The 19,142-nt window shown below is 41.8% G+C and carries 15 protein-coding genes and 1 pseudogene; 9 read left to right on the top strand and 7 right to left on the bottom strand.

The window, feature by feature from the left end; translation table 11 throughout:
* The first annotated feature begins 193 nt into the window (after window positions 1–193).
* The 7 genes from DXB58_RS12525 (at window position 194) to DXB58_RS12495 (ending at window position 6,587) form a co-directional block, all read left to right on the top strand.
* Window positions 194–4,132 (top strand): hypothetical protein, encoded by a 3,939-nt coding sequence (locus DXB58_RS12525; RefSeq protein ID WP_122136934.1) that lies wholly within the window; start codon window positions 194–196, stop codon window positions 4,130–4,132.
* 5 nt (window positions 4,133–4,137) lie between these two features.
* Window positions 4,138–4,461 carry a hypothetical protein gene (locus DXB58_RS12520; RefSeq protein WP_117611185.1) on the top strand — a complete coding sequence of 108 codons (324 nt, stop codon included), beginning with the start codon at window positions 4,138–4,140 and terminating at the stop codon, window positions 4,459–4,461.
* Complete coding sequence (locus tag DXB58_RS12515) at window positions 4,458–4,724, top strand: hypothetical protein (protein ID WP_122136933.1); 267 nt, start codon at window positions 4,458–4,460, stop codon at window positions 4,722–4,724. The genes DXB58_RS12520 and DXB58_RS12515 overlap by 4 nt, the downstream gene beginning before the upstream one ends.
* Before the next feature lie 20 nt (window positions 4,725–4,744).
* On the top strand, window positions 4,745–5,209 hold the full coding sequence (locus DXB58_RS12510; RefSeq protein ID WP_122136932.1) for a phage holin family protein: 465 nt from the start codon (window positions 4,745–4,747) through the stop codon (window positions 5,207–5,209).
* Complete coding sequence (locus tag DXB58_RS12505) at window positions 5,206–5,700, top strand: N-acetylmuramoyl-L-alanine amidase (RefSeq protein WP_122136931.1); 495 nt, start codon at window positions 5,206–5,208, stop codon at window positions 5,698–5,700. Before DXB58_RS12510 ends, DXB58_RS12505 begins: the two co-directional genes overlap by 4 nt.
* A complete protein-coding gene (locus DXB58_RS12500) occupies window positions 5,697–6,212 on the top strand; it encodes a hypothetical protein (RefSeq protein WP_147338727.1) in 516 nt (171 codons plus the stop codon). The genes DXB58_RS12505 and DXB58_RS12500 overlap by 4 nt, the downstream gene beginning before the upstream one ends.
* Before the next feature lie 189 nt (window positions 6,213–6,401).
* Entirely contained in the window at window positions 6,402–6,587 is a 186-nt protein-coding gene (locus tag DXB58_RS12495; protein ID WP_122136929.1) for a hypothetical protein, read from the top strand.
* Window positions 6,588–6,887: 300 nt separating this feature from the next.
* Here the strand turns inward: DXB58_RS12495 and DXB58_RS12490 are convergent, their stop codons facing one another.
* From DXB58_RS12490 to DXB58_RS12475, 4 genes and pseudogenes are all read right to left on the bottom strand, one after another.
* Complete coding sequence (locus DXB58_RS12490) at window positions 6,888–7,745, bottom strand: Bro-N domain-containing protein (protein WP_122136938.1); 858 nt, start codon at window positions 7,743–7,745, stop codon at window positions 6,888–6,890.
* 502 nt (window positions 7,746–8,247) lie between these two features.
* Window positions 8,248–11,103, bottom strand: a pseudogene (locus DXB58_RS12485) (bifunctional fucokinase/fucose-1-phosphate guanylyltransferase); the annotation flags it as partial.
* A 119-nt stretch (window positions 11,104–11,222) separates the two neighbouring features.
* Window positions 11,223–11,906, bottom strand: coding sequence for an HAD family hydrolase (locus DXB58_RS12480; protein WP_004312359.1), 684 nt, complete (start codon window positions 11,904–11,906; stop codon window positions 11,223–11,225).
* Window positions 11,907–11,942: 36 nt separating this feature from the next.
* The gene (locus DXB58_RS12475; RefSeq protein WP_122136928.1) at window positions 11,943–12,752 is read right to left on the bottom strand and encodes a hypothetical protein; all 810 of its coding nucleotides are present in this window, start codon (window positions 12,750–12,752) and stop codon (window positions 11,943–11,945) included.
* 190 nt (window positions 12,753–12,942) lie between these two features.
* On the opposite strand from DXB58_RS12475, the gene DXB58_RS12470 reads away from it, so the two are divergent.
* The gene (locus DXB58_RS12470; RefSeq protein WP_008998889.1) at window positions 12,943–13,449 is read left to right on the top strand and encodes a DUF5035 domain-containing protein; all 507 of its coding nucleotides are present in this window, start codon (window positions 12,943–12,945) and stop codon (window positions 13,447–13,449) included.
* Window positions 13,450–13,548: 99 nt separating this feature from the next.
* Here DXB58_RS12470 and DXB58_RS12465 read toward each other — a convergent pair whose 3' ends face one another.
* Genes DXB58_RS12465 through lysS form a run of 3 tightly spaced genes read right to left on the bottom strand, consistent with a single transcriptional unit; the run spans window position 13,549 to window position 17,654 of the window.
* Window positions 13,549–14,886 (bottom strand): glucose-6-phosphate isomerase, encoded by a 1,338-nt coding sequence (locus tag DXB58_RS12465; RefSeq protein WP_117934223.1) that lies wholly within the window; start codon window positions 14,884–14,886, stop codon window positions 13,549–13,551.
* A gap of 18 nt (window positions 14,887–14,904) precedes the next feature.
* On the bottom strand, window positions 14,905–15,900 hold the full coding sequence (locus DXB58_RS12460) for an NAD(P)H-dependent glycerol-3-phosphate dehydrogenase (RefSeq protein ID WP_004299378.1): 996 nt from the start codon (window positions 15,898–15,900) through the stop codon (window positions 14,905–14,907).
* Between the two features lie 26 nt (window positions 15,901–15,926).
* Window positions 15,927–17,654, bottom strand: a complete 1,728-nt coding sequence (gene lysS / locus DXB58_RS12455) for a lysine--tRNA ligase (protein WP_004306657.1) — start codon at window positions 17,652–17,654, stop codon at window positions 15,927–15,929.
* Window positions 17,655–17,759: 105 nt separating this feature from the next.
* On the opposite strand from lysS, the gene DXB58_RS12450 reads away from it, so the two are divergent.
* Window positions 17,760–19,112: an MATE family efflux transporter gene (locus DXB58_RS12450; protein ID WP_122136927.1), complete on the top strand. Its 1,353-nt coding sequence runs from the start codon at window positions 17,760–17,762 to the stop codon at window positions 19,110–19,112.
* Window positions 19,113–19,142: the final 30 nt, after the last annotated feature.

Genomic DNA, 19,142 nt, shown 5'->3' with positions numbered 1-19,142 from the left:
CCGAGAGAACTTAGGTATAAAAACAGGCTTTGAATAGGGTGGGAGGAGGCTATTTAAACTTTATTTGGTTACTGACTTATATTGTTCTTATTCTTTATTTTCTATTTTTTTATCCTTGTATGTGTGTTTAATAAACGCTTATTTGTTATCTTTGAGCCGAACATATTTCATTGATTGATAGCTTATAATAGATATGATTACTTTATATAATGGTTCAGAAGAAATAAAGCTCGAAGTAAAAGATGAAAGCTACTCTTATGAAGCGATCATGGAGGAGTGCTCATTAACTTTATATTTCGATTATCCCGGATATCTTGAAATACCGGTTGGCTCTTGGTGTGACTTCTATGGAAAGCGTTATTCTTTGAAGAAGGATAGCAATTTCAAGAAAAACGGTGAACGTAACTTCGAATATACACTGATTCTTGAAACGGGCAAGGCTGATACGATGTTGTGGAAAGTACGCCATACCGTTGACAGAAGTATTAAATTCTCATATACAGCTAAACCCAATGAGCACCTTCGGTTATTAGTTGAGAATCTAAATCGTCGTGGTATTGGATGGAAAGTTGGTGATTGCATCGAAGGTACAGAAAAAGTTATCAATTATAGTCATACGTACATTCGTGATGCTTTGAATCAGCTTGCGGATATGTACGAAACAGAGTGGGAAATAACCGAGGAAAATAATATAAAGACCGTTCATCTTCGTAAAGTAGAATATAATAAAGATAATCCTTTAAAGCTCTCGTACGGCAAGGGATATGGGTTCAAAGTTGGGGTAGGACGACAGTTTGGGGAGATACCGCCTGAAATAATTCTGGTCGACACGACAGATCGGAATATTGACTATTCTACGTACGGAGCAAAGAATCTATTGCTGCCAAAAGCTAAGACCCTTGTTTATGAAGGTAGAACTTATAAAACAGATGTGGATGGGACTTGTGTCATGCGTGCTGACAAAGAGCTTACAACAGCAAAGGAAGATAGTCTGGATTGCACGGCTATTTATCCTTCCCGTGTCGGTACTGTCAGTGCTGTTATTGAGGTGAACAAGGAGAATAACTTCTTTGACTTTGTAGATAAAGACATCCCGGAAGAGTTGAATTTTGAGGATTGTTTGATTGCAGGAGAAACAATGACGGTTATTTTCCAGACTGGTATGCTTACAGGCAAGGAGTTCGAAGTAAAGTATATCCATGAAGCGAAAGACAAGAAAGAGGCACGTCGATTTGAAATTGTTCCGCAGGAAATTGATGGTATTACTATGCCGGAGCCGGAAGTCTGGCGACCGAAGGTTGGTGATACATACGCAGTGTTCGGAATGCAATTGCCGAAGGCTTATATCTGTAACGATAGCACACAAACGGGTGCGAGCTGGGAAGCTTTCAAGGAAGCAGCCAAGTACCTGTACGAGCATGAAGATAAGAAGTTCACATTTACCGGCACGCTCGATGGAATTTGGGCTAAAAAACGCTGGTTGGAGATAGGCGGAAAGATTGTGCTAGGTGGATATGTGAACTTCTCTGACACACAGTTTCATCCAGAAGGTTCTCTTATCCGGATGATCGGAATCAAACACTATGTTAATAATCCATATTCTCCGGAAATAGAGTTGTCTAACGAACCGATAGGTACGTCTGTTTCAAGTGATCTGAACAAGATTGAAACTAACGAGGTGACAGTTATTGAGAAGCATAAGGACGCTTTACAATTCACTAAACGTCGTTTCCGTGACGCAAAGGAAACGATGTCTATGCTTGAAGATGCACTGTTGAATTTCTCCGGCTCTGTCAATCCGATAACCGTTTCAACCATGCAACTGCTTGTAGGTGATGAAAGTTTGCAATTCCGTTTTGTCAATTCAAAAACGAATCCGGTTCAATTAGCTCATAATATCACCTATAATGCCAATACTAAAATACTGAACGCTCCGGCAGGAATCATTCAGCATTTGACACTAGGCATTAGCTCTCTTTCTTCTTCCCACAAGGCAGATGAATACAAGTACTGGGATATGGCTGAATACAATTCTCCGGTGCTTATTGATCCGGTAAAGAAATATTATCTGTATGCCAAAGTTAGCAAGGAGAATCAAACAGGGACATTCCTCTTGAGTGAAACGGCTATTAAAATGGAACAGATAACCGGATATTATCATTTACTCACTGGAGTGCTTAATAGTGAGTATGACGGTAGTAGAAGTTTTGTCGAATTATACGGATTCACAGAGATTCTCCCGGGACGTGTAACAACAGAACGGATTATTTCGCCGGACGGAAAGACGTACTTCGATTTGGTAAAAGGGGAAATAGGCGGAAATATTCAAATTAAAGCCGGTTCCTCCGGATTAGAAAATCTATCTGAATGGGAAGATGCTCATCAGGAAATAAAGGATGCAGCTAAAGCGGCCAAGGATGCTGCTGATTCAGTGGAAGGACTTCATAACTATATAGATGGAGCCTTCGCTGACGGAATTATAGACGAAGCAGAAGCAAAAGCTATTGAAAAGTATATCAATACTGTCAACAATACCAAACAGGCTATCGAAGCAACTTACAATAAACTCTACACGAATGTTTATTTATCCGGCTCTGCAAAGATTAGTTTGCTCAATGCTAAGGTTACATTGATGGGAAGTATTGAGAACCTTATAAATGCTATCAATACGGTCATCGCTGACGGACAGGCCACTGTAGAGGAAAAAAGAGAGGTAGATAATAAGTTTACTCTGTTTAATTCAGCCTTAGCGACTTTCAACACAGCTGTTGAGGAAGCTAATAAGGCAATACAGGATAAACTAAAGGAATATTCCGACGAGGCACTGAAACAAGCGATACAAGCTTTAGAGGACGCTGCGAACGCAGCCAAGGCTGCACAAGATGCAGCCGATTCAGTCGATGGCTTACATGACTACGTAGATGGAGCTTTTGCTGATGGCATTATTGACGGGGCGGAAGCGAAAGCAATAGAGAAGTATCTGAATACAGTTAAGAATACGAAATCTGCCGTTGAAGCTACATATAATAAACTATACGTGAATGCCTATCTGGAAGGCTCTGCTAAAACAGATCTACTTAATGCTAAGGTTTCTTTGTCAGGTGCAATTGATAATCTTATTGCTGCAATAAATACGGCTATTGCAGATGGACAAACGACTGTTGAGGAAAAAAAGAATGTAGATGATAAGTTCGCTTTATTCAACTCTGCTTTAGCCAGTTTCAATACAGCTGTTGAAGGAACAAACAAAGCTATTCAAGACAAATTGAAAAGCTATTCAGATGAATGTACTGCTGATCTGAAAGTGCTCAATACTCAAATCTCTGCACAAGTTACGCGCGTCGATAGTTTGACGCAGCGGATAGATACTGCTGGTTGGATTACTACTGCTGACGGCAATAAGATATACGCTTCTAAAGAGCTGGAAAACGGGGACACGCTTATATCTTATATTAACCAAGCAGCAGGAGAAACGACTATTCATTCTTCTAAAATAAATCTGCAAGGCGCGGTAACCATCACAGCACTTCACAGTGATTTGCAAACAATGATTAATGCGAAGGTTGACCGCTCCGGGCTTGGTGGACTAGCTTTTAAAGATGCTGTTGAAGCTGCTCAACTCGGTAGTACAATTATTATAGGTGGGTATTTGAATACTGATCTAATTAAAGTACGCCGTATTGATGCTAATTCCGGCTTCATTGGCGGCTTCTCTATTAATGATGGGCGTTTAGTTTGGAAAGCAGGTGATTATTTTGGGGGTATTTCTCGTACTCTAAAATTAGGTTATAGTAATATGACCAAAGAGGGGGTTGTACATGTTACTTTCAACCCTGCTACTGATGGTAATTTCGGTGTTGCTGCTATTGGAGCGGGATTTGGGGGAAGTGCTGCTATTTATGGGTCTTCTAATCTTGGCAATCCTCGTTATCCAGATAATTATATTTATGCTGGTTTCTTCGATGGCAACGTAAGGGTACTAGGAGATGTAACGGCAAATGGATTCTTTCCGAGTGATGGCAATGGGAGCTATTGGCCTGTTATTTCAGATAGCACAATTACACTTTTAGATCCTTCTACACGAGGAAAGACTTTGCATATAGTAAAAGGGTTAATCGTAGAAATAAGATAAAAATTATGAAAGTAAATTTAAACAGAAACTTACTTGACTTTAGAGGTCGGGAGTTTGTCGAATTGGTGAATGGTAAGGAAAGTAAGAAATCTCTTCGTGATTTGGTTGCAGAGGCATTATTTGCAGCAGGCTCTAATCCACAGAAGAATATGGAAACTTCCAAGAAATTACGAGCATATAAAATGCTACAACAGATTATTAACAATCGTGGAGTACTTGATATTGAAACTGAAGATGCTGCTCTATTAAAAGAAATTTGTGGAGAGTATCTTACTGCAGGTACATACGGACAAATTTATGATTTAATAGAAGGAGGAAACAAGGAATGAACATCACAACAACTAACAGTACTGCTTCAACTAAGGTTACAGACGTTATCAGAATTAAATACAGAATGTCAACCCGTGGCACCGAAGCGGTCAAAGATATTACTGCCGAGATTGTCAAAGATGAAACGACTGTCGGATTCTTCAATGCATCACGAAATGGAGTAACCGGTTTCTCGCTACATGAGGATCATGGGCTAACCTCTGGCGAAGTGAAACAAGTGTTTCAGACAGCCATTGACGATTGTAGCGAAGTCTTTAAATAAAGTATTAATATTTTAGATAAATGATTATGGAGTATTTTAAAAACTTACTTATTGGATTGGTTACCGGCATAGCTGCTTATCTTAATCCTATCTCTGGGGAAATCAAAAGTCTTATTGCTGTATTTGCCCTCAATTTCATTTGTGGACTGCTTACGGCACTCCTTATCAATCATGAGAGCTTTTCATTCAAAAAAGCTTGGAAATGTATTGTAGAAGCAACTATTTTCTTTGCCTTGGTTAGTTGCATCTACTTTATTGGTGAACACAAAGGCAATCCGGAAGGCGCGTTACAATGTGTTTCATTTATTACGTATAGCGTTTTCTATTTCTACGGGGTGAACATTCTAAGGAATATCAAAGAGATTCTCCCTAACTCTAGTAATGGTTACAAGGTAGTAGCTTTCCTGCATTATGTTCTAAGCGTTGAGTTTATAAAGAACATCCCCTATTTAACGAACTACTTACAAAAAGGAGACGTAAAATGAAAACTATTGATGCAATTATCATCCATTGCTCGGCAACAAAGGTCGGGCAGGATTTACGTGCAAAGGACATTGACCGTATGCATAAACAAAGAGGGTTTAACCAAATAGGTTATAACTTTGTCATTGACCTGAACGGAATGGTAGAGAACGGTCGCCCGCTTTCCATCGATGGGGCGCATTGCAATACGAAAGGTTTTAGCGAATCTTCGTATAACAGACATTCTATCGGCATTTGTTACATAGGTGGACTAGATGCATCCGGAAAACCTGCCGATACTCGTACTTCGGCTCAAAAGGCAGCATTATGTGAACTGGTAGCGAAGCTTTGTAAGGAATATCCTATAATTGAAGTACTCGGACACCGTGATACTTCTCCGGATCTGGACGGAAGCGGGGAAGTAGAACCTGCGGAATACATAAAGGCGTGTCCCTGCTTCGATGTAAGGAGTGAGTTTTCCAACTTCTTACGCAATACAGTTATCCGGCCATGAGTCGGTTAATCTACATTATCATATTGCTGACGTCAGCAATATGGTTCATATCCTGCGGCAGTCACCGTTCAAACATGAAGCTGAATACTTCAACAGAAGATGCGTCTAGCAGGCAACGTAAAGATACATCTTCGACAGATAAGAAGGTTCAAATAACGGAATCAGATAAAGCTACTGAAACGGCTGAATCCTATGAAGTGAATTATGATACCGACAAACCAGTTGACCCGGTCACTGGTAAGCCACCAATAAAATCGGAAAAGTGGACCGGAACTAATAAGGAGTTAGATCATAATCGGCAGGAGGATATTGAAAAGAAAGAAAATTTGGTTTCCACTGAATCAATGTTTACCAAGAAACAGGAAAACATTCATTTGGAAGGGGATAAACAAAAAGACGAGTCAACCATATTTAAACAGATCGGATGGGCCGGAGCAGGAATAGCTCTGCTTATTATATCTTGTATCATTGCCTGGTTAGTGTACAAGAGGAAAAAGAAGAAAGATAAATAACCAGACCTTCCGGGGGTGAAAGAAAAAGCCCCCAGCCGTTAGTAAATGCTCTAACCTACCTACTAACAACATGCGCCAGAACGCACAGCCGGGGGCTTAAAGTCCTCTGCTGCGTTCTGGCGCATTTGCGTTTTGTGTAGGAAGGTTAGAGACTACAAATATAGTTACTAACGGTAAACTTGCAAAATAATGAAGAGGAATAATGCCGACCAAGTATTAAATGAAAGACTTCGGGCAGGAGGAAAAGCATTAAAGTATGTACATAGTAAATTTGAAGAGACGCAGACCTTTATTGGTAACTATTTGAAGTTTCCTGAAATTCTGTCTCCTATGGATTTTATAGGTAAGACTTTAAAGAAAGATAATAATTTGTAGATTGTTGAGGTAATTTCTATCTTTGCACCAACACTGATGTCATAATCAGTGTTGCGTTAAATGAGCCGTCTGGAATGTGAATTTCGGACGGTTTTTCACTAAAGTTGCAAATGTTCTACTATTGTTCTACAAAAAGTGGTTTTTGCAAATGTTAATTGGTTGATATATAGGTTAATGATATAATTCTGTTGTCAGATTCCGGTACCTCAGATAAGGGTTCGATTCCCTTCGGGTGTACTTTAAGGCCGTACTTGCAGAGAGTATGGCTTTTTTATTATTGTATTCTACACTTTGGTGTGTTTACTTATCTTCTTTTTTGTTTTCTTCTTCAGGTTTATTATTAATCTGCAATATGTTTTTTGCGTTAAGTGGTGAGATGACAGAATGCCCGAGTTGGCTTTCTAGCTGCTCCCGTGCAACTTTTGCAACTTTTCCCCCTTCGTGTGCTACTTGTGCGTTTTCAACAAAGCCGGAAGGATTTTTCTCTTTTGACAAGTCGGTAGTGGCTGCCTCTGCGAGCATGTTGAGAATCAGTTCGGTATTTGTCATGTTATCGCGAAGATTTTCTTTTGTTAATCCCTTGAACTTCTTATATCCTTTCGTAGACTTTTCAGCCCATGTTTGGTATATGATGTCTGTTAGGGCTGCAAATTGAATACCTTCTTGCATTCCGTTTCTTTTCCATTCGTCAGTGAGCTCTTTTCGAACTTCTATGGATTTCAATCTTTGGTTTATCCAGTTGTCAGAATATCCTAGCGCTTTATACTCCATCATTGCCCTATCAATGGTTAATTCGGGATCCTGCATTTCGTCGAGGCGTTCTTTTGCAATCTGTGCCATCCACATTTTGAATGGTTCGGCTTTAGGCGATGGAATAGATTGAATGAGGCGGAATAACTGTTCTGTTGTGGCCACGTCAGTCAGACGCATTTTACCATCTGCAGCAGGCATTTTCAAAGCGTTACAATTTGTAACGGTTTGGTTTCCCTCGTCTAATAGTCTCTTTTTCAGTACACGCCAATATGTTTGAGGGTTGTTGCTTTCAGTCAACGCAGCTATGATATCTACGATAGAGAAATACCACTCTTCCTTCTTATCGTCCCATACAGCACGAATCTTTTTGTCTTCGAATATTTTTATGGCATCTTTTTTAGTCATAGCCTCCTGTGTTTTGATTCTTGCACAAATGTACAACTTTTGCATGATATAAAAGTCGTAATAGGTAAATTGTTGTGTTCCATATTATTGTGTGTAGTTGTATAATTTAGCCTAAATAGAATGAAAAAGTTGATTTAAATAAGAAAATTCTCGTGAGAAATGCTAACTTTGTAGATATGAAAAAGTAAAGAATGATATTCTGTAGTAGTATGTTCATAGCTTTCCAGATGTAGACATTTAACGATAAATTATATTAATCCCAATAAATATAAATAAGAATGGAAGAAGCTAGAAAAAAGAAATGGGCTAGTGTTGCGCTGGTTATCGGAGCTATTGGCTTTATCATTATTGTGATTTACTTTACAGTTATTTCAAGTCTCAACATGTAAAACAGATCATTATGGCATTGAAAAATTAAAGCTTGGACATTTCGTTTGAATCTGTCCAAGCTTGTTTTTTATGATTCCGGATGATTGACCGGCCTTATGGTAACACTTTCTCTTTAGCTTCTTGAAACCTGAAGTCCCTTATCAGAAAGAGTCATTTCTACAAAACGAGTACGAGGATTAGGAGCTTGTTCCGTCAGTATCCGTCGGATTTGTCCGGCTGCTTGCGGGTCTTTGGCTACCATATATAAATAACCGCCGCCACCTGCACCGGGGAGTTTGTATCCCAAGGTGTAATCCTTGATTTTCTCGATAATGGCTGCTACTGCCGGAGGATTGGTCCCGCAGTCTAATGCCTGGTTTTGTATCCAAGTTTTGCCGACTAAACGACCGAAACTTTCGAAATTACTCCGTAAAATAGCTTCACTCATATCCATTGCATGAGCTTTCATTTCGGCCAGCAAACTTAGGTGCGGACCGGAATTGAGGAACATGGAACTGACAATCTCTGCCAAAATACTTTTAGCAGTACGAGTAATTCCCGTATAATATAACAGATGACAGTCGCGGTAATCAGGATGAATAAAGAGCTGATCGGGTAACCAGCGTACTAACGGCTTCTGCTCGAAACCTGCTTCGGATTGAAGCAACTTAATACCGGAAAAGACACCGCCATATTGATCTTGCCAACCTCCTCCTGTGGTCAGGAGCTGCTCTAATACTAATGTGTAACTACATATATCATTTTTATCCCAAGCCAGTCCGCAGAAATCATTGATTGCTCCTAGCACGGTAGATGCCAGTATGGAACTGGTTCCCAAGCCAGAACCTGCAGGAATAGCAGCCAGCAGAGTAATTTCGATTCCTGAACCGAAATCTTCCAGCTGTTTAGCTAAAGAAGGATAAGATTCCGTAGAGAATGCCGGTGCAAAACCCGCCAATGTAAGGGCAGCTTTCGGGATAGAGAATGGAGAACCTACCTTTTTATAATCTTGCAGTTCCTCGTAATTCCTTATCACTTCCATTGCACCCATGTCGATAGAGCGAAGAGTGATGTGATATTCCTTGCAAGGTTTCACATATACTTGTAGCGGCGGTTGACCGTTCAGTTCGATAGCAAGATTTACAACACTTCCTCCTGAATAAAGAGAGTAGGGAGGTGTGTCCGTCCATCCTCCGGCCACATCAATACGCACAGGACTGCGTCCCCATACGATTTGATCGGAATAAACATTGAGTATGGGATGGCTCTTTCGTTCGCTCATTACCCCCAATAAACCGTCGCGAAGCAGTTGAAAGGCTGCCTGTTCCTCTTTGGCACAATCCTTGTCTTCACGTAGTTTCATGATACGTGCACGAAGCATCCGGTTGTGTATCCGTAACATGGGGGCGGCATCTTCTTTCAAGACATCAGGCATGTCCAGATTGAAACGTACAAATTCATTTGCGGCATCCAGCAAATCGAGTTGATAGAACACACTCTTCTCATAATTGGCCGCCAATCCTTTCCAGTTTTCCTTGCGGAAAGCATTGCGCTGTTCGTAAAGACGCTTGAGGTTGGCGCTTGCGGATATTTCATCTGCAGAAACTTTCTCTGCTTTCAACCAACGTTTTTTCCCTTCTTCCAGTTGTGGTTCCGAGGTCATCCAGCGTACTAATATGCCTAAATCTTCCACAGAAGCCACTTTAGGGAAGATGGATGCCGATTGTAAATCATCTGTACGCCCTTTTATATCCTCCCAGGTAATTCCTCTATCTTCCATCCAACGGGTGAAAGGAACATTGAGATAAGTAGTCGTTATTTTGTCCAACGCTCCTTTGAATACATCATCCAATCCATACGGACGCGCAACAAACTCATTCTCACCGATAGGAATAATGTCGATGCAAACCCCATCCGGCAAATTGATGCTCCACTGGTTTTCAGGAACTCCTGTAATAATCTGGCGGGAACCTAATTTCCATTCTTTTCCCACATGGCTATTCTCAATCCATAAATTGGCGTTGTCGGCAGAAAGAGACACTTGTGTGATGGAATTCTGTATAAAGATAGCCGGATTCGGCTTTACTTTCCGGTGCATGATTCTTCTTTGGTCCCGTACCTTATCCTGTATGGCTAAAGTAGAAGAAATCAGTTCGTGACTTGTGCCGTAATGATAGAATTCTCCACCCGGCAACGGCAATATAGCTACGGACAACTGATTGATTTCTTCATCTTCCGTTTTAGGATGCTCTCCCAAAGCCAAACCGTAGTCCGAGTATAAGTCATAATAAGTAATATCCTTCGTACCTTCTTTCAATGACCGTTTCATCAATACTTCTATGGCGCGGTCACTCAAAATCCAGATGCCGATATCCATCAGGAAAAGATGAGTTTTCGACAATCCTTCCAACTCTTCCAGAGAAGGTTTCTGCAACATGAAGTCGAGCACCTCCGGTTTTTTCCGGTCGGAAACAAACACACCATGATGAGTTGCCAATGACGGATTCACCCACAGTCCGTAGCATACTACATCTGCGTTCGGAATATCCTGAAGCGGTTTTTCCGAACGGATATATACATCTCCGCTAGCAATCAGCGTATTCAGACCCGCCGGAGCCTGATTCATAATCCTTTCATAGAGCGGGAGCTGCAATGATAACAGATTCTGTCTCAGCTTTTGTCCTCTTTCCCAACTGAAGATCGGGATAGGAGTTAATATTTTGCCGGAAGGGCCGTAGCTGGGTAACCGACGGCTTTGTCCGCCTGCATGGAGCAATATTCTTTTTTCATGTCCTATCCAGTTGCTGAAAGACTCTTGTGGAGCAAATGCCTGATGACAAGCTTGTAATAACCACGTAGTTCCGCCGCCGGAGCCTAGTTTGCTCCCTATGGGGTCTGATGTACAAAACCAATCGGTATGGTTAACTTCTTCCAGTTCGTGGAAGCAATGGATCAAATTGGGTGGTAAAGATAATAACTTTTGCATAGTAGAATCTGCGTTGGCTTAGATAGAATCTAAGCGAATTAAACTCCCGTAAAAATACTATTTATATTCCTGCTTTTCAATATTTTTCTCCTGTTTTGAAGAATAAATTTTCTTTTCAGCTTTTAGATGTCATTTTCAGTCATCATGTCCCAGGTGTCATTAAGCGCCTGCATGGATGGAAATAATAAATCAGCCCCGGCATCCAGCAACACTTGTCCATTCAAAGGACCCGTATTGACTGCTATGGTGAAAATACCCGCGTTGTGTCCGGCTTCCACTCCTAACGGAGCGTTTTCTACTACAACCGCTTCATCCGCTTTGATCCCTCCTTTTTTCAAAGCCATCAAATACGGCTCAGGATTGGGTTTGCCATATTTTACATCGAACGCTGTAACCATCAGTTCTTTATGAAACATTCCCGGATAGTGGTGTTCCAACCGTTCGAGCAGGGATAACTGACCGGAACCGGTGACCACCATCGGAATCAGACCGTCCTTCTTCACTTTTTGCAGCAACTCCCATGCACCGGGCATAGGCTTTGCTTCAGGATATGAATTGAACAAAACACTTTTCTCCTGATAGATACTTTCTATTTCCTCCTGTGTGGCTTCTCTACCCAATTCACGTTGAAAAACAATATTGATTGTAGAGGCTCCTGTCCGTCCTTCATGCATATATGCTTCTTCGCGACTAAGAGTGAGCCCATGAGATTTCATTACTTTATGCCAGGCTTCCGAATGATAAGGCATAGAGTCAAAAAGTACGCCGTCCATGTCAAACAGGACGGCTTTCAGTTTCTTTTTCATACTTTGTACGTTGCGGAATCTTTTTAAGATAATATTTTATTTTTCTATAATCATTTTCTTTAGATCGGACCGGGGGATAATCACATCATATTGTTTCCCGGAATCCTTGCCGATATATCTGTAGGTAATATTTTTATTGTTCTCCACGCAGGTTTTTATGAATATCTGGGTGGCAGGATCGGTCTGACTTGCCAGCGTTGACACGATACCCTCTTTCACTTCGGCTGCGTTTTCTTCAATCTGGCTGATAGGACACAACTCCTCGTCCACACTGCATATATAAACAACCGATTCACCTATGCTTTCGATCTTTTCGACAACGACTTCTTCACTGGCCTGCATTGGAAATTGCAGATTCGCCATTTTCAGTTGTGCTTCAAGCTTTGTCTGTCCGCTTTGTGCCGGGTCGGCATTTGTATTGATAACCTCTTTCAATTCTTCGGCAGTAAGTTCGCAAACCGCTTGCTCGCCCGACTTATTCCCTACAAATATCATGTGTAATCCGGAATTACACTTAGCCATCAGCTTCAGCATTTCCTTTACATCAGCAGCCGGATTTTGAAACATCATTTTGATAGATGATTTCATGCTTTCCGGATTATCTTTCAAAATCTTAATATTGGTAATTTCCTCGTTCATGTTGAGAGTGTACACTACGTTATCCCCGTCGTAGATGATGCTGGTAATCTTGCCGACTTCTCCCATGTCCAGCGGACACTGTTTGTTGGCTATCCCGATTACAGTTTTGAGTTTGGCTTCCTGACAACCGGTCATGACTATTATTAGCAATGATACGCTACATAGTAGCATGAGTCCACTGGACTTCTTTAATAAATTTCCTGCCATTCTATTTGTTTTTTAAGTTTGATTCGCTTCATCTACAACTGTATACGAGGCAAAGATAACGATAAAAAATGAGAGATAAGTTAGAAAGGGAAGATAGTTGCAAATGATGCTCCCAAGCGATTAACTACATAATTATTTGCTGTTTAGAAGAATATGTGTATTTTTGTAACGTTATAAACTCGACGATAGCATGAAAAAGAGAGTATTATTGTTGCTACCATTGTTTTTAGGCGCCTGCTCTAATAGTGGGGAAAGTCCTGTTATCAAGATAGAAAAGCTTTATGCAAAGATCGAATCGGATGGTGAAAATACCAGTTCCGGTGAAAAAGACTATGCGAATCAGAGGGAGGAATTGCCGGCCTTGAAAGTGGGAGATGAAGTGAAAGCCTTTCTGCTTTTGGATGGAAATGGGGCAGAACTGAAAACCTTTAAACTTCAGAATGACGATGAAGTGGATACTAAACTCTTTTATGAGCAAACAGAAGTATCTACAGAGGGAAATCTGACAGATGTGGAGAAAGGACAGCTTCGTTTTAAGGATGGTGTGTCAAAGGCCAGAATTATGGTTATTGCGACCATTAAACAAGTAGATAAGAACGGTGATGTAAAATTAGAGTTCTATCTTTCTTCCAAAGCCGAATGTGAAGGAGCACAGGAAGAAATCGGCTTGAAGACGAAAGCCGAAGATGATAAATAAGAGTAATAATAAATAATGAACGGTGAACAAATCCATGCATATAGCATAGTTGTTCACCGTTCATTGTTTATAGTTTACCGTTTATAAAACGTTCTTGATTTATAGTTTTGCACGGATCGCTTTGGATTCCTCTTCATAACCTGGTTTGTCCAGCAAGGCAAACATATTCTTTTTGTATGCTTCCACACCCGGTTGGTTGAATGGGTTCACGCCCAGCAAATAACCGCTGATACCACAAGCCTTTTCGAAGAAATAGAGCAGACCACCGATGTTGTATTCGCTCAATTCAGGAAGTACGATGCGCATGTTAGGTACGCCACCGTCTACGTGAGCCAGCTGTGTTCCCAGTTCGGCCATCTTGTTCACTTCGTCCACACGCTTGCCGGCTAAGAAATTCAAGCCGTCCAGATTTGCTTCGTCAGAAGGAACTTCCAGTTTGTGGTTAACTTTCTCTACTGAAATCACAGTTTCGAAGATAGAACGTTCGCCTTCCTGAATCCATTGACCCATAGAATGAAGGTCTGTAGAGAAATCTACCGATGCGGGGAAAATACCCTTATTATCTTTTCCTTCCGATTCTCCGTAAAGCTGTTTCCACCATTCGCTTACATAGTGCAGTTTCGGACAGAAGTTAACGAGGATTTCGATCTTCTTGCCATTTCTGTACAACTCATTGCGGGTAGCAGCATAAATAGCAGCCGGGTTTTCAGCAAATGCAACGTCCGATCCGCATACTTTTTCCATATCGGCAGCACCGGCAACCAGTTTGTCGATATCAAATCCGGCTACTGCGATAGGCAGCAAACCAACCGGAGTCAGTACAGAGAAACGTCCGCCTACGTTGTCAGGGATGATAAATGTTTTATATCCTTCTTTGTCAGCTGTAACACGGGCAGCACCTTTTTTAGCGTCCGTCACAGCAACGATTACTTTCTTTGCAGTTTCTTTACCGCGCTGATCTTCACATTGCTTTTTCAGCAAACGGAAAGCAAGAGCAGTTTCGGTAGTAGTTCCTGATTTAGAAATATTGATGATACCGAATTTCTTATCTTTCAGATATTCAGTCAGTTCGTACAGATAATCTTCGCTGATATTGTGTCCTGCATAGATCATGACAGGAGCCGTTTTCTTTTCCTGCAGCCAAGTGAAACTGTTAGACAAAGCTTCGATTACGGCACGGGCACCCAGATAGCTGCCACCGATACCGGCAACGATTACTACTTCACAGTTATCTCTTAATACTTTTGCTGTAGCGTTCAGGTCGGCCAAGTGTTCTTTAGTGATAGAAGAAGGCAAATGCAACCATCCTAAAAAGTCATTACCTTTGCCTGTACCTTTTTCAAGCATTTCCTGTGCGGCTTTTACTTCAGCTTCGTAAGCAAAAACCTTTTCTTTGGAGATAAATCCAAATGTCTTTTCAATGTTTAAACTAATCATATCGTTCTTGTTTAAAGATTATCTAAAAGAGTCAGTCAGCAATTTAATCTCGATCATTGGTGAGATACGTTCGTACAGGATGTTGTACACAGCGTCCAGTATCGGCATATTGACATGATGATGCTTATTGATTTCTTTGATACATTTCGTACCATAGTAACCCTCTGCAATCATTTCCATTTCAATTTGCGCACTCTTCACGGAATACCCTTTACCTATCATCGTTCCGAAAGTACGGTTACGACTAAAGTTGGAGTAGCCGGTCACCAATAAATCCCCCAGATAAACAGATTCATCCACGTTTCTGTTCAACGGATGCACCGTGTTCAGGAAACGATTCATCTCCTGAATGGCGTTAGAGATTAATACAGCCTGGAAGTTGTCGCCATATTTCAGCCCGCTACAGATACCGGCAGCAATGGCATACACGTTTTTGAGTACCGAACTGTATTCGATACCCGCCACGTCATCACTGACAGATGTTTTGATAAAGCTGCTTCCCAGACGGCGTGCGAAGATACGTGCCTTGTCTTTGTCAGGGCAGGCGATAGTCAGGTAGGAGAGTCGCTCCAAAGCTACTTCTTCTGCGTGGCAGGGACCTGCAAGGACTGCTATGTTTTCTGGTGGCACACCATATTCTTTTGTGAAGTATTCCGATACAATAACGTTGTCATCGGGTACGATTCCTTTGATAGCGGTGATGATAAACTTATCTTTTATCTTGGTTTTCAACTTTTTCAGATGCGCCTTCAGATAAGGAGAGGGAGTAACGAAGATCAGCGTATCCGATTCTTTCACAACATCGTTGATGTTGGAACTGAAAGTGATGCGTCTCGTATCAAATTTCACTCCTGTCAGATAAGCCGGATTGTGCCCTAATCGTTTAAAATCGGCAATGCGGTCGTCTCGCCGCATGTACCAATTGATAGAGTCTTCCTGGGCCAGACACATCTTTGCGATGGCTGTAGCCCAACTTCCTCCGCCCATTATCGCTATCTTGCCGGGTAATTTCATTTGTATGGATTTGGATGAAGAACTTATTAAATTTTCTGTATCCACTCAGTTACGTCGTTTACCGACGGATTGGTCAGTTCTAATTTATATTTCTTGTTAATGCCGCAGATGTCCTGGTGCAGCTTCTGCGGATTGACATCTTTCATGTCGGCAACTGTGTTGTAACCGGCTTTTTGAATCACCGGAACCCAGTCTTCTGCAATTCCCAATTCCATGTATTTGGCAGCAGCGTCTTTTTTCACTACTTTTTCCGGGCGCATTTGCGGGAAGAACAATACTTCCTGAATGGTAGTCTGTCCGGTCATTAACATCACCAGACGGTCGATACCGATACCGATACCCGATGTAGGAGGCATACCATATTGTAAAGCGCGCAGGAAGTCCTGATCGATAATCATCGCTTCGTCGTCTCCCTTGTCGGCCAAACGCATTTGTTCTTTGAAACGTTCTTCCTGATCCAGCGGATCGTTCAATTCCGAGTAGGCATTAGCCAACTCTTTACCGTTCACCATCAGTTCGAAACGTTCGGTCAGTCCCGGTTTAGAGCGGTGCATCTTGGTCAGCGGAGACATTTCAACCGGATAATCGGTGATGAAAGTCGGCTGGATATATGTACCTTCGCAGAATTCTCCGAAGATTTCATCAATCAGCTTGCCTTTACCCATCGTCTCGTCGATTTCTTCCATCTTCAGTTCTTTGCAGACTTGGCGGATTTCCTCTTCGCTCTTGCCGTTCAGGTCATATCCTGTCTTCTCTTTGATAGCGTCCAGAATAGGCAGACGGCGGTAAGGAGCTTTGAAGTTGATGGTTTTTCCGTCAACCACTGTTTCTGTGCTACCGTTTACTGCGATACAAATACGTTCCAACAACTTTTCGGTGAAATTCATCATCCAGTTGTAATCCTTATATTGTACGTAGAGTTCCATACAAGTGAACTCCGGGTTATGGGTTTTGTCCATACCCTCGTTACGGAAGTTCTTACCTATTTCATATACACCTTCAAAACCACCTACGATCAGTCGCTTCAGATAAAGTTCTGTTGCGATACGCAGGTAAAGATCCATGTCCAGTGAGTTATGGTGAGTGATGAACGGGCGTGCGCTTGCTCCACCGGCAATAGATTGCAGGATGGGAGTTTCCACTTCCGTGTAACCGGCTTCGTCCAAAGCATTGCGCAATGTTTTTACAACAGTGGCACGTTTCAGGAATGTTTCTTTGATACCGTCGTTCACTACCAGGTCTACATAGCGTTGGCGATAACGGAGTTCGGGATCTTCAAAAGAGTCATAAGCTACCCCGTCTTTGTATTTAACGATAGGCAACGGTTTGATAGACTTTGCAAGTACAGTCAGTTTCTTAGCATGGATACTGATTTCACCCATTTGTGTGCGGAACACGAAACCTTCGATACCGATAAAGTCACCTAAGTCGAGCAGGCGTTTGAATACAGAGTTGTACAGTTCCTTGTCTTCTCCCGGGCAGATATCATCGCGGGTGATGTACACCTGGATGCGACCTTTAGAGTCTTGCAATTCAACGAAAGATGCTTTACCCATCACGCGGCGGCTCATGATACGGCCGGCTACGGAAACTTGGCGTGGCTCCTCGTCGTCTTTAAATTCAGCTTTAATATCTGTAGAGAAAGCATTGGTTACATACTCTGCTGCAGGGTACGGATCAATACCCATTGCACGAAGCTCATTCAGGCTGTTGCGTCGAATGATTTCCTGTTCACTTAGTTCTAATATATTCATTTCGTTACGTATTAACTCAATTTTGGAGGCAAAAATACGAAACTTTTCTCATATATCCTGTAATCCACCTCTTTTTTGTATCTTTGCCGCCTCAAACTAATAGGTATGACAGGACAAAAGACACCCACTGCGTTGGGTACGGAAAAGATTGGGAAGCTTTTAATGCAGTATGCCATTCCGGCAATTATCGCCATGACGGCGTCTTCTCTTTATAATATGGTAGATAGTATTTTCATCGGTCACGGGGTGGGTGCGATGGCTATTTCCGGGTTGGCACTGACTTTCCCGCTAATGAATCTTGCCGCGGCTTTCGGCTCGCTGGTCGGTGTCGGTGCGGCTACATTGATTTCGGTGAAGCTGGGACAGAAAGATTATGATACCGCACAGCGGGTTTTGGGAAATGTGTTTGTATTAAATCTTATTATAGGTATCTCTTTTACGGTAATTGTTCTTCCTTTTCTCGATCCGATACTTTACTTTTTCGGGGGAAGCGATGAAACGGTGAAATATGCCCGTGAATTTATGCAGGTTATCTTGCTCGGAAATGTGGTTACCCATTTATATTTGGGGCTGAATGCAGTGCTCCGTGCTTCGGGTCATCCGCAGAAAGCGATGATGGCAACAATAACGACAGTGATAATCAATGTATTGCTTGCTCCATTGTTTATTTTTGTATTCGACTGGGGAATCCGTGGGGCAGCTACGGCTACGGTTTGTGCACAGTTGATCGCATTGGTTTGGCAGCTTCATTTGTTCTGTCGTAAAGATGAACTGATACGGTTGAAAAAGGGTATTTTCCGTTTGAAACGGAAAATCGTGCTGGATTCATTGGCTATCGGTATGTCTCCCTTCCTGATGAATATGGCTTCTTGCTTTATTGTGATTCTGATTAATCAGGGATTGAAGGAATATGGAGGTGATTTGGCAATCGGTGCATTCGGTATTGTCAATCGCATCGTCTTTGTCTTTATTATGATTGTGTTGGGATTGAACCAGGGAATGCAACCTGTTGCGGGATATAATTTTGGTGCGAAGCTCTATCCTCGTGTGACGAAAGTACTGAAAGCAACCATTTGCTGTGCTACTGTAGTGACGACGATTGGTTTCCTGATAGGTATGTTCATTCCGGAAATCGTATCTTCCATCTTTACTTCGGACGAAGAATTAATCAGCATTGCTTCTAAAGGTTTTCGTATTGTGGTATTTTTCTTCCCGATTGTTGGGTTTCAGATGGTAGCTTCCAACTTCTTCCAGAGTATCGGAATGGCAAGTAAAGCCATTTTCTTGTCGCTGACGCGGCAGATGTTATTTCTGGTTCCCTGCCTGTTGATTCTACCTCACTATTATGGACAAATGGGCGTTTGGGCCAGTATGCCTGTGGCAGATTTGGCGGCTAGTCTTATATCCGGTGCAATGTTGTGGTGGCAGTTCCGGCAATTTAAGAAAGCTGTTGCCTAAGCAGTAAACTGGTTGATGCTTTTTCTCAAA

It is taken from the genome of Bacteroides sp. OM05-10AA (assembly GCF_003439055.1).
Taxonomy (GTDB): Bacteria; Bacteroidota; Bacteroidia; order Bacteroidales; family Bacteroidaceae; genus Bacteroides; species Bacteroides intestinigallinarum.
The sequence above is the reverse complement of the archived record's forward strand: the minus strand, read 5'-3'. Positions and strand labels throughout refer to the sequence as shown.

Bases quoted from the DNA above. Each gene is read 5' to 3' on its own strand.
- DXB58_RS12495 (WP_122136929.1), top strand. From the start codon at position 6,402: ATGAAGAGGAATAATGCCGACCAAGTATTAAATGAAAGACTTCGGGCA.
- DXB58_RS12525 (WP_122136934.1), top strand. From the start codon at position 194: ATGATTACTTTATATAATGGTTCAGAAGAAATAAAGCTCGAAGTAAAA.
- DXB58_RS12470 (WP_008998889.1), top strand. From the start codon at position 12,943: ATGAAAAAGAGAGTATTATTGTTGCTACCATTGTTTTTAGGCGCCTGC.
- DXB58_RS12475 (WP_122136928.1), bottom strand. From the start codon at position 12,752: ATGGCAGGAAATTTATTAAAGAAGTCCAGTGGACTCATGCTACTATGT.
- DXB58_RS12515 (WP_122136933.1), top strand. From the start codon at position 4,458: ATGAACATCACAACAACTAACAGTACTGCTTCAACTAAGGTTACAGAC.
- lysS (WP_004306657.1), bottom strand. From the start codon at position 17,654: ATGAATATATTAGAACTAAGTGAACAGGAAATCATTCGACGCAACAGC.
- DXB58_RS12500 (WP_147338727.1), top strand. From the start codon at position 5,697: ATGAGTCGGTTAATCTACATTATCATATTGCTGACGTCAGCAATATGG.
- DXB58_RS12510 (WP_122136932.1), top strand. From the start codon at position 4,745: ATGATTATGGAGTATTTTAAAAACTTACTTATTGGATTGGTTACCGGC.
- DXB58_RS12480 (WP_004312359.1), bottom strand. From the start codon at position 11,906: ATGAAAAAGAAACTGAAAGCCGTCCTGTTTGACATGGACGGCGTACTT.
- DXB58_RS12505 (WP_122136931.1), top strand. From the start codon at position 5,206: ATGAAAACTATTGATGCAATTATCATCCATTGCTCGGCAACAAAGGTC.
- DXB58_RS12490 (WP_122136938.1), bottom strand. From the start codon at position 7,745: ATGACTAAAAAAGATGCCATAAAAATATTCGAAGACAAAAAGATTCGT.
- DXB58_RS12450 (WP_122136927.1), top strand. From the start codon at position 17,760: ATGACAGGACAAAAGACACCCACTGCGTTGGGTACGGAAAAGATTGGG.
- DXB58_RS12520 (WP_117611185.1), top strand. From the start codon at position 4,138: ATGAAAGTAAATTTAAACAGAAACTTACTTGACTTTAGAGGTCGGGAG.
- DXB58_RS12460 (WP_004299378.1), bottom strand. From the start codon at position 15,900: ATGAAATTACCCGGCAAGATAGCGATAATGGGCGGAGGAAGTTGGGCT.
- DXB58_RS12465 (WP_117934223.1), bottom strand. From the start codon at position 14,886: ATGATTAGTTTAAACATTGAAAAGACATTTGGATTTATCTCCAAAGAA.